General features: G+C 38.1%; 7 protein-coding genes, 2 tRNA genes and 2 rRNA genes. 5 read left to right on the top strand and 6 right to left on the bottom strand.

All coding sequences use genetic code 11. The annotated features are described in order from the left end of the window. Nucleotides 1–73: 73 nt before the first annotated feature. The 5 genes from QE431_RS04290 to QE431_RS04270 all read right to left on the bottom strand — a co-directional run bounded on the left by QE431_RS04290 (nt 74) and on the right by QE431_RS04270 (nt 7,087). Nucleotides 74–2,955 (bottom strand): 23S ribosomal RNA (locus QE431_RS04290). A gap of 127 nt (nt 2,956–3,082) precedes the next feature. Beyond that, nucleotides 3,083–3,156, bottom strand: a tRNA-Ala gene (locus tag QE431_RS04285). A gap of 155 nt (nt 3,157–3,311) precedes the next feature. Then, nucleotides 3,312–3,385: transfer RNA gene (locus QE431_RS04280), tRNA-Ile, on the bottom strand. 125 nt (nt 3,386–3,510) lie between these two features. Further along, nucleotides 3,511–5,024, bottom strand: a 16S ribosomal RNA gene (locus tag QE431_RS04275). The 16S and 23S rRNA genes sit together here with 2 tRNA genes alongside, the layout of an rRNA operon. A gap of 1,046 nt (nt 5,025–6,070) precedes the next feature. Next, nucleotides 6,071–7,087, bottom strand: a complete 1,017-nt coding sequence (locus QE431_RS04270) for an LLM class flavin-dependent oxidoreductase (RefSeq protein ID WP_307292967.1) — start codon at nt 7,085–7,087, stop codon at nt 6,071–6,073. A 172-nt stretch (nt 7,088–7,259) separates the two neighbouring features. On the opposite strand from QE431_RS04270, the gene QE431_RS04265 reads away from it, so the two are divergent. The 4 genes from QE431_RS04265 to QE431_RS04250 all read left to right on the top strand — a co-directional run bounded on the left by QE431_RS04265 (nt 7,260) and on the right by QE431_RS04250 (nt 12,530). Further along, nucleotides 7,260–7,775, top strand: coding sequence for a DUF2975 domain-containing protein (locus QE431_RS04265; protein ID WP_281867584.1), 516 nt, complete (start codon nt 7,260–7,262; stop codon nt 7,773–7,775). Nucleotides 7,776–7,777: 2 nt separating this feature from the next. Further along, nucleotides 7,778–7,984 (top strand): helix-turn-helix transcriptional regulator, encoded by a 207-nt coding sequence (locus QE431_RS04260; RefSeq protein ID WP_012024053.1) that lies wholly within the window; start codon nt 7,778–7,780, stop codon nt 7,982–7,984. Nucleotides 7,985–8,101: 117 nt separating this feature from the next. Then, nucleotides 8,102–8,986: an ABC transporter ATP-binding protein gene (locus tag QE431_RS04255; protein ID WP_307292953.1), complete on the top strand. Its 885-nt coding sequence runs from the start codon at nt 8,102–8,104 to the stop codon at nt 8,984–8,986. Nucleotides 8,987–8,990: 4 nt separating this feature from the next. Further along, nucleotides 8,991–12,530: a M1 family aminopeptidase gene (locus QE431_RS04250; protein ID WP_307292951.1), complete on the top strand. Its 3,540-nt coding sequence runs from the start codon at nt 8,991–8,993 to the stop codon at nt 12,528–12,530. Nucleotides 12,531–12,622: 92 nt separating this feature from the next. On the opposite strand, the gene QE431_RS04245 is transcribed toward QE431_RS04250, so the two are convergent. Then, nucleotides 12,623–13,834 carry a polysaccharide deacetylase family protein gene (locus QE431_RS04245; RefSeq protein WP_307292948.1) on the bottom strand — a complete coding sequence of 404 codons (1,212 nt, stop codon included), beginning with the start codon at nt 13,832–13,834 and terminating at the stop codon, nt 12,623–12,625. A gap of 156 nt (nt 13,835–13,990) precedes the next feature. On the opposite strand from QE431_RS04245, the gene QE431_RS04240 reads away from it, so the two are divergent. Next, complete coding sequence (locus QE431_RS04240; RefSeq protein ID WP_307292945.1) at nt 13,991–15,346, top strand: sigma-54 dependent transcriptional regulator; 1,356 nt, start codon at nt 13,991–13,993, stop codon at nt 15,344–15,346. Nucleotides 15,347–15,350: the final 4 nt, after the last annotated feature.

Raw genomic sequence — 15,350 nt, 5'->3', positions numbered from 1 at the left:
CTGAGATAAAGAAAAGTAAATATATTTTAGAAAGTTTCTTCCCTCCCGTCTTGCGGCGCGGAGAGAAAAGGGTGTACATAAGCTTACGGATTATTAGTACTACTCGACTATGACATTACTGCCTTTACATCTATAGCCTATCAACGTGGTCATCTTCCACGATCCTTAAAAGAAATCTCATCTTGTGGTGGGTTTCGCGCTTATATGCTTTCAGCGCTTATCCCTTCCAAACGTAGCTACTCTGCGGTGCCCCTGGCGGGACAACAGATACACTAGAGGTTTGTCCAATTCGGTCCTCTCGTACTAGAATCAGATCCACTCAAATTTCTAACGCCCGCAGTAGATAGAGACCGAACTGTCTCACGACGTTCTGAACCCAGCTCGCGTGCCACTTTAATGGGCGAACAGCCCAACCCTTGGGACCTTCTCCAGCCCCAGGATGTGACGAGCCGACATCGAGGTGCCAAACCCCCCCGTCGATATGAGCTCTTGGGGGAGATCAGCCTGTTATCCCCGGCGTACCTTTTATCCTTTGAGCGATGGCCCTTCCATGCGGAACCACCGGATCACTATGCTCTACTTTCGTACCTGATCGACCTGTATGTCTCTCAGTCAAGCTCCCTTATGCCATTGCACTCTACGCACGGTTACCAAGCGTACTGAGGGAACCTTTAGAAGCCTCCGTTACTCTTTTGGAGGCGACCACCCCAGTCAAACTACCCACCAAGCAATGTCCCCCGCTTTTGCGGGGTTAGGCCTCAGATAAACAAAGGGTTGTATTTCAACAATGACTCCAAAGCGCCTGGCGACGCCCCTTCAAAGTCTCCAACCTATCCTACACATCATTTATCCAAGGTCAATACTAAGCTATAGTAAAGGTGCACAGGGTCTTTTCGTCCCACTGCGGGTAAACGGCATCTTCACCGTTACTACAATTTCACCGAGCTCATGGCTGAGACAGTGTCCAGATCGTTACACCATTCGTGCAGGTCGGAACTTACCCGACAAGGAATTTCGCTACCTTAGGACCGTTATAGTTACGGCCGCCGTTTACTGGGGCTTCAATTCAATGCTTCTCCGAAGATAACATCTCCTCTTAACCTTCCAGCACCGGGCAGGTGTCAGGCCCTATACTTCATCTTACGATTTTGCAGAGCCCTGTGTTTTTGATAAACAGTCGCCTGGACCTCTTCACTGCGGCCCCGATTGCTCGGGGCGACCTTTCTCCCGAAGTTACAGGTCTATTTTGCCTAATTCCTTAGCCATGAATCTCTCGAGCACCTTAGGATTCTCTCCTCAACTACCTGTGTCGGTTTACGGTACTGGTGCTTATTACCTGAAGTTTAGAGGTTTTTCTTGGAAGCCCTTAGGCGCACTATCTCTTTGTCCGAAGACTCCGAGTACTATCGTATTTCACCATTCTCTGCGGATTTGCCTGCAGAGAATATAGCTAGGTACTTTAACGAACTATTCCGTCAGTCCGCGGCGCTTTCATCACTCCGTCACCCCATCACAGTAATAAGCAGTACGGGAATATTAACCCGTTGGCCATCGACTGTCCCTTTCGGGTTCGCCTTAGGACCAGACTAACCCACAGCTGATTAGCATAGCTGTGGAAACCTTAGTTTTTCGGTGTGCGGGTTTCTCGCCCGCATTATCGTTACTTATGCCTACATTTTCTTTTCTGACCGGTCCAGCATACCTTACGATACACCTTCTGCCCTGTCAGAATGCTCCCCTACCACTTACAGTAAACTGTAAATCCATAGCTTCGGTAATATGCTTATGCCCGATTATTATCCATGCTCGTCCGCTCGACTAGTGAGCTGTTACGCACTCTTTAAATGAATGGCTGCTTCCAAGCCAACATCCTAGCTGTCTGGGCAGACAAACCTCGTTCTTTCAACTTAGCATATATTTGGGGACCTTAGCTGATGGTCTGGGTTCTTTCCCTCTCGGACTTGGACCTTAGCACCCAAGCCCTCACTGTTATCAATCATTATACAGCATTCGGAGTTTGTCAGGAATTGGTAGGCGGTGAAGCCCCCGCATCCAATCAGTAGCTCTACCTCTGTATAACTAAAATAACGCTGCACCTAAATGCATTTCGGGGAGTACGAGCTATTTCCGAGTTTGATTGGCCTTTCACCCCTACCCACAGGTCATCCGAAGACTTTTCAACGTCAACCGGTTCGGTCCTCCACTGTGTGTTACCACAGCTTCAACCTGCCCATGGGTAGATCACACGGTTTCGCGTCTAACACTACTGACTAAAGCGCCCTATTCAGACTCGCTTTCGCTGCGGATCCATGTCTTAAACACTTATCCTTGCCAGCAACGTTAACTCGTAGGCTCATTATGCAAAAGGCACGCCGTCACCCCACGAAAGGGCTCCGACCGCTTGTAAGCGTATGGTTTCAGGATCTATTTCACTCCGTTATTCACGGTTCTTTTCACCTTTCCCTCACGGTACTGGTTCACTATCGGTCTCTCAGGAGTATTTAGCCTTAGCGGATGGTCCCGCCAAATTCAGACAGGGTTTCACGTGCCCCGCCCTACTCAGGATACCGCTATCTATTATACTCGTTGCCCGTACGGGACTGTCACCCTCTATGGTGCCCCTTTCCAGAAGCTTCCGGTTCCTTGTACATAAAATACCGCGGTCCTACAACCCCGGCACTGCCGTAACAGCACCGGTTTGGGCTAATCCGCGTTCGCTCGCCACTACTTACGGAATCACTTTTGTTTTCTTCTCCTCCGCCTACTTAGATGTTTCAGTTCAGCGGGTTTGCCCACCTATCGGTGTGCTATGCCTTCAGCATAGCGGGTTGCCCCATTCAGGTATCTGCGGATCAGTCGGTGTGTGCCCGTCCCCGCAGCTTTTCGCAGCTTATCACGCCTTTCATCGCCTCTGAGAGCCTAGGCATCCCCCATACGCCCTTATTTTGCTTATTGTACCAGTCTTAAAATCAATTATGACCGTTTTTTTTTGTTTTTTGTTACTAATAACAAAAAACGCTTTCTACTTTCTTATTATTTTCTTATCTCAATATGTCAATGAACTTTTGTCCTTTCGGACCTGTGGAGAATAACGGAGTCGAACCGTTGACCTCCTGCGTGCAAGGCAGGCGCTCTAGCCAGCTGAGCTAATCCCCCATTTTCTTAGTGATGAGTTATTAGTTATGAGTTATGAATTAGTTCTCATAAGGCCTCAACCCCTAAAATTTCCTTTTAATCAAGCTTACAGTCTTTTTTTATTCCGTCTTTTGTAATTTATAATTCATAATTTACAATTAACAATCTTAAAAAAGTAGTCCCGGGCAGACTCGAACTGCCGACCCCTACATTATCAGTGTAGTACTCTAACCAGCTGAGCTACGAGACTCTGTTTTACTTAATTTTCATTTCTTTTAAATTAACAGCAAGAGTAATACAATCTCCAATTCAGATACCTGCAGATAACCATCTTTTTTCCTCATCGTGCCTTTCAGCTAACAATTGAGGCTCTAGAAAGGAGGTGTTCCAGCCGCACCTTCCGGTACGGCTACCTTGTTACGACTTAGCCCTAGTTACCAGTTTTACCCTAGGCAGCTCCTTGCGGTCACCGACTTCAGGCACCCCCAGCTTCCATGGCTTGACGGGCGGTGTGTACAAGGCCCGGGAACGTATTCACCGGATCATGGCTGATATCCGATTACTAGCGATTCCAGCTTCACGGAGTCGAGTTGCAGACTCCGATCCGAACTGTGACCGGCTTTATAGATTCGCTCCTGGTCGCCCAGTGGCTGCTCTCTGTACCGGCCATTGTAGCACGTGTGTAGCCCAAGGCGTAAGGGCCGTGATGATTTGACGTCATCCCCACCTTCCTCACAGTTTGCACTGGCAGTCTTGTTAGAGTTCCCGACATGACTCGCTGGCAACTAACAACAGGGGTTGCGCTCGTTATAGGACTTAACCTGACACCTCACGGCACGAGCTGACGACAACCATGCAGCACCTTGTAAATTGTCTTGCGAAAGTTCTGTTTCCAAAACGGTCAATCTACATTTAAGCCTTGGTAAGGTTCCTCGCGTATCATCGAATTAAACCACATGCTCCACCGCTTGTGCGGGCCCCCGTCAATTCCTTTGAGTTTCATTCTTGCGAACGTACTCCCCAGGTGGGATACTTATCACTTTCGCTTAGCCACTGAAATTGCTTCCAACAGCTAGTATCCATCGTTTACGGCGTGGACTACCAGGGTATCTAATCCTGTTCGCTACCCACGCTTTCGTCCATCAGCGTCAATCCATTAGTAGTAACCTGCCTTCGCAATTGGTATTCCATGTAATCTCTAAGCATTTCACCGCTACACTACATATTCTAGTTACTTCCTAATAATTCAAGTCCAGCAGTATCAATGGCCGTTCCACCGTTGAGCGATGGGCTTTCACCACTGACTTACAAGACCGCCTACAGACCCTTTAAACCCAATGATTCCGGATAACGCTTGGATCCTCCGTATTACCGCGGCTGCTGGCACGGAGTTAGCCGATCCTTATTCTTACGATACCGTCAGGCTGATTCACGAATCAGTGTTTCTTCTCGTACAAAAGCAGTTTACAATCCATAGGACCGTCATCCTGCACGCGGCATGGCTGGATCAGGCTTGCGCCCATTGTCCAATATTCCTCACTGCTGCCTCCCGTAGGAGTCTGGTCCGTGTCTCAGTACCAGTGTGGGGGATCTCCCTCTCAGGACCCCTACCCATCGTTGCCTTGGTAAGCCGTTACCTTACCAACTAGCTAATGGGACGCATGCTCATCTTTCACCGTTGTGACTTTAATTACATCCCGATGCCGGGTCGTAATACTATGAGGTATTAATCCAAATTTCTCTGGGCTATCCCTCTGTGAAAGGCAGATTGCATACGCGTTACGCACCCGTGCGCCGGTCTCTAAATCCGAAGACTTATACCCCTCGACTTGCATGTGTTAAGCCTGCCGCTAGCGTTCATCCTGAGCCAGGATCAAACTCTTCATCGTATATTGTAATATTATATCGCGATGATCATCTATCGGTTCTTTTCGAATCTTACAATTCTATTACTCTTATTCTTTTGTTCTAACATCTCTGTTAAAACGGCTGTCAATTCAATATGTCTACGAACGTGTCTTCTTTATTATTCCGCCTGTGTTTCAAAGCGGGTGCAAAACTAAAAATTCTTTTTGTTTCCTGCAAGAAAAAATTAAAGTTTTTTTTTTGAAATTTTTAAATCTCTTTTTCTCTAATTCTTCTCTCAGTATCTCAAGGAACTTCCCGTATTTGCGGGGTGCAAATGTAATATCCGTTTTCCATTCCCACAAGCTTTTTCTAATCTTTTTTGAAAATTTATTTTCGCATTTAATTACTTTTTCCTGCCAGTCTGTCTGTGAACATTGCGTTGTTGCGGGTGCAAAAGTACCACCTTTATTTACATCTGCAAGACTTTTTTTTATATAATTTCAATCTTTTTTATAAACAGCTGGTTTTGTGTTTTTTACATAGCAAAGTTTTTCGGTCTTTTTTCCAAGGTGGGTGCTTTGCGACGATTTTACGGCAAAAAAACAAAGTTCTCTTTTGGAAATTGGATGCGCAAAGTTCTCAAAACTGTGTTTTATTCTTATTTTGCCGTATGCACAAAGAACGCCAAGCTTGGATTTTATACTTCTTTTTAATCGCGCAAAGTCGCAAAGGCGCTAAATTTTAGTTTGCTTTTGCAATTTTATTCCAGATCTTTTCTTGAAAACTGCTGCCCTAGCCCCGATAGTCCCGAGGATTCGGGAGGAAATCCTTTTTGGGACGGGGTTCGCCTCAAAAAGATTGAAGCGGATAGCGGGAATAGCTCCTGATTAAAAAACAAATTCTAAATTCTAATTTTTAAATTCCAAATTCCAAATCATAGCATTGGGCTTCGACTCCGCTCAGCCTGACACTTGACACTTAAATTAAATTATAGTTCTCCTTATATATTTAGAAAAAAAAACAAACCCGGCAGGTTTTTAAAACTGTCGGGTTGGGTGAATGAAATCTAATCTTACATATAGTATACTTATATATGTATACTTTCATTTAAACTGCCGATCGCTTCTTTTGTGATTTGAATACTTTTTAGTTTTGCCTGATGATCGAAGATCGGGCTTGTTACCATGAGTTCGTCAATTCTTGCGTAGTCGATGAACTTTTTTAAATCGGTAACTAATTGTTCTTTGTTTCCCGTGAAGGTTCCTGCTGTCATTTGATTGACATGGAAACGTTCTTGTTCGTTCATAATGTCATCTAATGATGGAACTGGAGGTTGTAAACCTTTACGATCGTTTCTAATTAAGTTCAAAAACATTTGATACAAACTTGTAGATAATAACTCTGCTTCTTCATTTGTATCTGCAGCAATTATATTGACACAAGCCATTGTTTGGGGTTTTTCTAAATATTCTGATGGCTGGAAATTTTCGCGATAGAATTCAAATGCCTGAATCATCAGTTTTGGCGCAAAGTGTCCTGCGAAAGCATAAGGCAATCCGTAAGCTGCTGCCAAAGCTGCACTATCCATGCTTGAACCCAGAATCCAAATTGGAACTTTTAATCCTTCTGCTGGGAATGCACGCACTTTTCCTGTTTCATTTTCGGAAGAAAAATACTCTTGAAGCTTGCTTACATTTTGCGGAAAACGCTGTGCCTGCTCAAAAAAGTCTTTTCGAATTGCTTCGGCAGTTGGCTGATCTGTTCCAGGCGCTCTTCCTAAACCTAAATCGATTCGGTTTGGGTAAAGCGTTTCTAAGGTACCAAATTGTTCGGCAACTACTAAAGGAGAATGATTCGGCAACATGATTCCGCCAGAACCTACACGAATATTTTTTGTCTGACTTGCTACATAACCAATTAAAACTACAGTTGCTGTACTTGCAACGTGTGCCATGTTATGATGTTCTGCGAGCCAAAATCGCTTGTATCCTAAATTATCTGCTAATTGCGCTATGTCTTTTGTTTTTTGAAATGTTTCTGTGGCGTTGCTATCCTGAGTGATGATAGCGAGGTCTAATAATGAGACTGAAATTGGGTTTTTCATATAAAAAATGCTAGTATACAAAATTAACTCATTTATCTGGATGCCTTTTGTTTTCTAATGTTAATAGAATTATAATATTCACAAAAGTCAAAAGATGGGCTATTTTTAATAATTAATTATTGTTTTACGATAATTAATTATACATTTGCAATATCAATTTAACTTTTAATATATGAAGACAACTCATATTGTATCTCGAATATTATTTTACTTTACCCGATTTTTGTCCGTTGTTTATTTCTTTTTGGCGGCATATTCTGTTTTTACTTTGATGACGGGATTGTTTTTGACCTTTAAAGATAACGGAAAGTATTTTCAGGTTTGTTATCCTTTTACTTCTCATCCTTTAATGTTAGGAGATTATAATATTCCGTATATTCTTTTTGATTTTTTAGCACCGCTAAGTCTATACGGTCTTTTCTTTTTATTGAGCAGTAATGTTTTTAAGGTCTTTTATCAGCCAAAATTGTTTACTGCAAATGGAATTTCTCATTTAAGGCGTTTCTATTTATCGAATTTATTAATTCCGAGTATTGTACTATTTGTAGCTTTCTTTTTTGTTCCGCTGGATAATGAAGTTTGGCTTTTTATTATACTGCACGGAATGCTTGGTACTTTTGCTTACTTTTTAGCTGCCATTTTTAAACAAGGTTTAAACCTTCAGAACGAACAAGACTTATTTATATAACTATGCCAATAATTGTAAATGTTGATGTAATGCTTGCCAAACGCAAGATGCAGAGTAAAGAGTTGGCAGAAAAACTAGATATTACGCCTGCCAATTTATCGATTCTAAAAACTGGAAAAGCAAAAGGAATTCGGTTTGATACTCTCGAAGCTATCTGTAAAATTCTGGATTGCCAGCCTGGCGATATTTTAGAATACGTAGCAGAATAGCTTTCTTTTAAATTTTAATTTCTAAACATAATAAATCGGTTTTTGAAGCCGACAGGTATTCTATTGCCTAAATTTTTCAAATCATAATATCATTTAATCATCAAAATCAATCAAAAAATGAACAGTTTATCAATTAAGAATCTCAGCAAAACGTATGAGAACGGCACGAAAGCGATTGACCAATTATCGCTTGAAATTACAAACGGCATGTTTGGTTTACTTGGCCCAAACGGCGCCGGAAAGTCTAGTTTAATGCGAACTATTGCCGCTTTACAAGAACCCACTTCTGGAATTATTGAATTTAACGGAATTAATATTCTAGAAAACCCAATGTTTATAAGGCAAAATCTGGGTTATCTTCCGCAGGAATTTGGCGTTTATCCTAAAATTTCTGCCTATCGCCTGCTCGATCATTTGGCAGTTTTGAAAGGGATTATCAACAAAAAGGAACGTCACGATCAAATTGTGTATTTATTACAGCAGACTAATTTATTACAACATAAAGACAAAGCGGTTCATTCTTTTTCCGGCGGGATGCGTCAGCGATTTGGAATTGCTCAGGCTTTGCTTGGAAATCCGAAGATTATTATTGTGGATGAACCAACGGCTGGACTTGATCCGGAGGAAAGAAACCGATTTAATAATTTACTGAGTGAAATTGGCGAAAGCATTATCGTGGTTTTATCAACTCATATTGTAGAAGACGTTCGAGATTTGTGTCCTAAAATGGCAATTATCTCCAACGGAAAATTGATTTTGGAAGGAAAACCAAATGACGCAATCGATTCTTTGAAAGATAAAATCTGGATGAAAGCGATTCAAAAAACAGAATTGAAGGATCATCAATCGAATTTCAACATCATTTCATCACACTTAAATTCGGGAAAAATTAATATTCATGTCTTCTCAAACGAGCGCCCAGATTCTGGTTTCGAATTGATTTCTACAGATTTAAGCGATGTTTATTTTAGTGTTTTAGGTCAAAATCAACTTCAAAATTAAAGTTATGTTTTCTAAATTAATTCAATTTGAATGGCATAACAATACCAGAAGCTGGACTTTTTATGCCACATTTATTATTTATCTGATTCTTGGATTTTTTGTCAGCGCTTTTGCGAACTTCTCTTTTTCGGGCGCATACAAAAATAGTCCGTATGTTTTAACCTATGCGATTGGTCTCATTTCGTTAATGACGATATTCTCGATTACGCTTCAGGCGGCGCAGAGTTTTTTAAAGGAATATGAAACGAAATTCGATTCGATTATTTTCTCCTCTCCTATTTCTAAATTTCATTATTTGGCTAGCAAATTTGTTACAGCTTTTGCTATTGCTATAGTTTCTTTTGGAATGTTTATCGTTGGAATGATCGTTGGACACCAAATGTCATGGCTTCAAAAAAGCGAAATTGGTCCTTTTGAAATTATAAATTATTTGTGGCCGTATTTGGTCATTGTGATTCCGAATATTTTTTTGTGCCTTTCTATCTTAACTGCTTTGGCGTGGCTTACACGAAGTAAACTCTTCATATATGTTGGCGGATTATTAATTTACATCTTATATATAGCAGGTTCGATTTTTTCGAATTCGCCCCTATTTGCAAATGCTTCTCCATCTTCGGCGAAAGCCATGTCTTTAGCAGCAAAAATAGATCCGTTTGGTTTGGCCGCATTTCTGGAACAAACGAGATATTGGACTTCAATTGAAAAAAATAGCCAGCTGGTTTCACTTTCTGGCAACTTTTTATTCAATCGAATACTTTGGATTTCTGTTTCTCTCCTTTTACTTTTTGTTTCGTATCGATTATTTTCATTCCGAAAAACCAAAACTAAAAAGGTAAAAACATCTAAAGTTATTCAAAAAGAAACAAAAGTATTTTCGGCAGCAATTCCGAATAACATCGAAATAAAATCTTTCTCACATAATTTAGCTGTTTTTAAAAGCAATATAAAACTTGATATTTATTTAATTCTGAAAGGAATTCCATTTTTACTGATTGTTCTTTTATTTTCTGGATTATTAATGATTGAGATTTCAGATGAAATTGACGGCGGAATCCGCTTGGCTGAAAAAATTACTGATACTGCTTTAATGATTTCCACAATAATGGATCGCCTGCCTTTTATTTTGATCCTGATTCTCCTTTTTTACAGCAGTGAATTATTAAACCGAAGTGAAAATTCGAGATTTGAAATGCTTGAAAACACTGCGCCATATTCTCAGTTTGTTGTTTTACTGGCAAAATTAACGGCACTTTTTATCATTCCAATTATTATAATTGCGATAAATATTTTAATTGGATGCGGATTTCAAATTATGAATGCGAATGCCCCAATCGAAATTGGTCTTTATCTTTCTTTGTTTTATTACATTGGATTTCCGTTACTGCTAATTTCAATTTTGATCATTGCAATTCAGACTTTTATTAAAAATAAATATATCGGACTTGCGATTTCGGCTTTTGTCTGCCTTTTGTTTTGTACAGGAATTGGAGAGCAATTGGGAATTTCGCATCCTTTATTTCGTTTTGGAAATGCTTTTAAAACAGAATATTTTGATCTGAATGGTTTCGGAAAATATACAATTCCGTTTCATATTTCGATGTTGTACAATTTCGGATTGTCTTTACTGCTTCTGACTTTGACAGGAATTTTATGGAAAAGAAACGCTTCAATCCTAAAAACCTTTCGAAGAAATTCCTTCAATGCCGTTCAAAAAGCAACTTTTGCATTGGGAATTATTCTTTTTATTGGTTTTGGAAGTTATCTTTTTTATAAAACCAATATTGAATATCCTTATTTAACCGAAGACGATCAGAATAACTCGAGCGAGAAATATGAAAGTCAATTTAAAAAATATACAAATCTGGCTCAGCCCACAATTGTTTCTGTAAAAAGTAAAGTCGATTTATTTCCCGAAGAAAACCTTTATCAAGTAAAAGGCACTTATGAATTAATCAATAATTCTGAAAAACCAATTGATAGTTTACTCCTATATATAGATCGAAATTCGAAACTGACTTCTATTGATATTCCGAATTCTAAAAAATTAGACGATGTCGCTGCATTTCATCATTATTGGTTTCGATTAGAAAAACCTTTACAGCCACAGCAAAAACTGAAAATGAATTTTTCTTTTGAATCATCCTGGTCGCCTTTTAAAGGACATACGGCTTTTAATTCTATAATCGAAAATGGTTCTTTTATGCGAATAAGCCGTTACTTTCCACTTTTTGGTTATCAGGAATCGAATGAAATCAGCAGTAAAAAAGAGCGTGCAAAAAGGCATTTGAAACCTCAGACGCCTCTTAAAAAACTGGAAGACAAATCTAAAATCAAATATGACTTTGTTGATTATGATGCTGTGGTTTCGACTTCAAAAAATCAAACAGTCATTGGTGTTGGAGATTTAATTGGAAATTGGAAAAAAGACGATCGCAATTATTTTCATTATAAATCAAATGGAAAGATTCCGTTTCGATTTGCTTTTTCTTCTGCTGATTATCAAATTCAAAAAACGAAATATAAAGGAATTTCTATTGAAGTTTTTTATGATAAAAGACATTCCAGAAACGTTGAAAAACTAATTCAAGATGTAAAAAATACTTTAGATTACTGCCAGAGCAATTTTGGTAAATATCCATATAAAACGATTCGATACGCCGAAGTTTCTGCTTTCGCGGATGGATTTGCTGCAACTTCTTATCCGTCGACAGTTTTTATGAAAGAGAATTTCGGATTTTACAGCGATCTCAAAAACAAAGATAAAGAAGATGTCATCAATCAATTAACGGCTCATGAATTGTCGCATGAATGGTGGGGAAATTCACAAATAAGCCCAGAACAAAAAGAAGGAAGCTGGATTTTGACCGAAACTTTGGCTCAATACACAGAATTAATGCTTTATGAAAAAGAACATGGTTTAGAAAAAGCACTTGAAACATTAAAGATTCATCTTGATTTATACTTGAGCAGCAGAAGTTACGATCCAGAAACACCTTTATATAAAACCAATTACGACACGCCTCATTTACCTTATGATAAAGGAATGCTGGTTATGCATCAATTGCGAATATTAATTGGTGAAGAAAAAGTAAATCTGGCTTTGAAAAATTTTCTGAATCATTATAAATATCCAAATCCGTTTCCTGATTCTGAAGATTTATTAAAAGAAATTTATGCTGTAACGGATAAAAAACTATATCCAAAATTATATGAAATGTTTAAGCAGATTATTACTTATTCGTCTAAAATAGAATCGGTTTCAAGTAGTAAAAAGAATGGTTTTTATGAGGTTTCTTTTAAAGCGGTTTCTGAAAAATTCAAAGAAAGTGCGACGGGAGAACGAAAACAAATTCCAAACGACAATAAAATAGATATTGGGATTTATGATGAAAACGGAAAGTTATCGCGTTTTACATTTGCAATAAAAAACAATAAAATAGAGGGAAAAATAAAATCTAAAATAAAACCTCAACGAATTGTTGTAGACCCTTATTTAATGAATATTGATACTTTTATAAAGGATAACGAAAAGGAGATTGATTAGAAAGTTTTGCCACATATTAAAAAGATTAGAAGGATTATTTATTATGAAAGTAAAAAAATCATTAGAATCCTTTTAATCTGTGGCTATATTTTTTATTTCAGTTCAATGAAAATCTGTTTGTGAGTTGTTTTTCCGTCGTCTTTAATTTTTAAATCTTTACTTGATTCGATTTCAAATTTTGATGAAGTATCAACTATTAAAGAAATATCTCGATTTCTAAAGTTTTCTGGAATTTCAGGTAATTCAATCGTAACTTCTATTTCTTTATCTTTTTGTTTGTAATCGACTTTAATTCTGTCTCTTAACCAAATATATTCGTAAACTTCCTGCCACGGTGCCATCCAAATTGTATCACTTCCTTTTACGCCGTACTTATCTGCAAGGGTTGTCATATAATATTTAAAATCGCGAAAACGCATGCTTAAATTCCATAAATTTCCATTGCCTGTACCGTGTGTAAATTCGTTAAACCAAAGTGTATTTGGTTGTTTTACAATCGAATCTAGTGTCTTTAAATAACGATCCATTGTTTTGAAACTAGTTGAATCTTTTGAGCTCTGCACAAAAGTTCTGGCTGTAATCATTTTATCTAAATCGACTTTAGAATCAACATTTAAAATAGGTCCAACACCTTTGTGGGAAGCAACTGAAAGAAATCCGTTTGCTAATGCAGCTTTTTCATATTCATGATGATAATCTGGATCTCCTTCTCCGCCAGGAACCACAAAATGTGACATGGTAAAATCAAGATTTTGTTTTATCGAAGTAGTATTTTCAGTTACTTCTGTCAAATAATTTGTACCGTGTTTTGTAGCGTGATGAAAACCGTGATTCAAAACATCCCAGCCAGCATTATACATTTCTTGAATTTCTTGCCAAGAAAGATGTCCGCGATTTGCTGGCAAATCACGAATTGCACCACCGTTAATTGCCAAAGCCAATTTAAATGGGATTTTGTTTCCGAAACCGTCTGAATAAAAAAGACCATTTGAAGTTGTTCCGTCTCCGCCTTGATCGATTTTCCATTCGTTTTTATCAGGATTACTGATTTTTCCGCCATTCAATAATGGAAAGGCTGTTAAATAAGCAGATCGATATCCATCATCAAGCGTAAAACTATAGGCAAAATGTTTATTGAATTTTAAAGGAGCAGGTTTGATTTTAACCTCATCGGCGGATTTTAATTTGATTTTAAAAGAAATAGTTTTTGATTTTGAAGAATCTTTTTGAACAATTTCATTTGAGAAACCATTAAAACTTCCGAAGATTACGACAGCTATTAAAAGGAGAATTCGTTTTGACATAAATTTTAGTGGTTCTTTTTGGATCTAAAAATACACTTCTTTTCGATGAAAATATTTTAAAACTGATTACATACTTAAAAATAATTTATTCCGAATTAAAAAAGGAAAGTGATTTAAAACCTAAATTTGTACATCAAAATAACTTTCTTTCCTCAAATGACACACAAAATTTTAATTATAGACGACGAAGAAAAACTTAGAAGTCTGCTGGCGCGTATTATAAAATCGGAAGGTTTTGAAGTTTTCGAGGCAAAAGATTTAAAATCTGGTTTTAAGAAACTGGAACAAACCGAAATTGATGTCATTTTGTGTGATGTCAAATTACCTGATGGAAATGGCGTTGATTTTCTTCAGAACATAAAAGCAAGTTTCCCGCTTGTAGAAGTTATTTTGCTGACTGCTTTTGGAAATATCCCAGACGGAGTACAGGCAATGAAAAATGGTGCTTTTGATTATATTGTAAAAGGTGACGATAACGATAAAATTATTCCGCTTCTTTATAAAGCTTTAGAGAAAGTAGAATTGCAGAAAAAAGTACAGCAATTGGAAAAACGTATTGCAAGTAAATATTCTTTCGAGACTATAATTGGAAAATCGAAAGGAATTGAACAAGTTATTGATCTTGCCCAAAAAGTTGCCAAAACAGATTCAACCGTTTTATTGACTGGTGAAACCGGAACTGGGAAAGAAGTTTTTGCACAGGCCATTCATGAAAACAGCAATCGTGTTGGGAAATCTTTTGTGGCGCTAAACTGCAGTACTTTTAGTAAAGAAATTCTGGAAAGTGAACTTTTTGGTCATAAACAAGGCGCTTTTACCGGAGCTTTAAAAGATAAAAAAGGTTTTATAGAAGAAGCGAATGGCGGTACTTTATTTTTGGATGAAATTGGAGAAATGCCAATTGATCTTCAGGCAAAATTACTACGTGTTTTAGAAACTTCTGAATATATTCCGGTTGGCGATACAACTCCAAAAAAATCAAATTTCAGATTAATTGCGGCTACAAATAGAGATTTAAAAACAGAAAGCGACGAACATCGTTTTCGTTCTGATTTGTATTTCCGTTTGAATATCTTCGAAATCAAACTGCCTTCGTTGCGAGAAAGAATCAAGGATATTGGCGTTTTGACGCATTATTTCGTCAAACAATTTTCTGAAAAAACAAACAAAAAAACATTACATATTTCAGATGATTTTCTGCAGAAATTAGAAAATTATTCTTGGCCGGGAAATATTCGTGAACTTAAAAATATTATCGAACGATCGGTTATTTTGAGTAATGGCGATACTTTAACTTCAGATGTTCTTCCTTATGAAATGCAGCATCAAGCTGAAAAAAGCAAAAAATCAATGTCGGCTTTCTCTATGCAGAGTGTTGAAAAACTGCACATTCAGAAAGTTTTGAATTATACGAAAGGTAATAAAGCCGAAACAGCACGGTTATTAGAAATTGGAATTGCGACTTTGTATCGAAAATTGGAAGAATATGGGATTGAAAATTCCAAAATTTAAATTT

Source organism: Flavobacterium sp. SORGH_AS_0622, from assembly GCF_030818825.1.
In the GTDB taxonomy this organism is placed as follows: domain Bacteria; phylum Bacteroidota; class Bacteroidia; order Flavobacteriales; family Flavobacteriaceae; genus Flavobacterium.
This window is presented reverse-complemented; position numbering and strand designations above follow the sequence as displayed.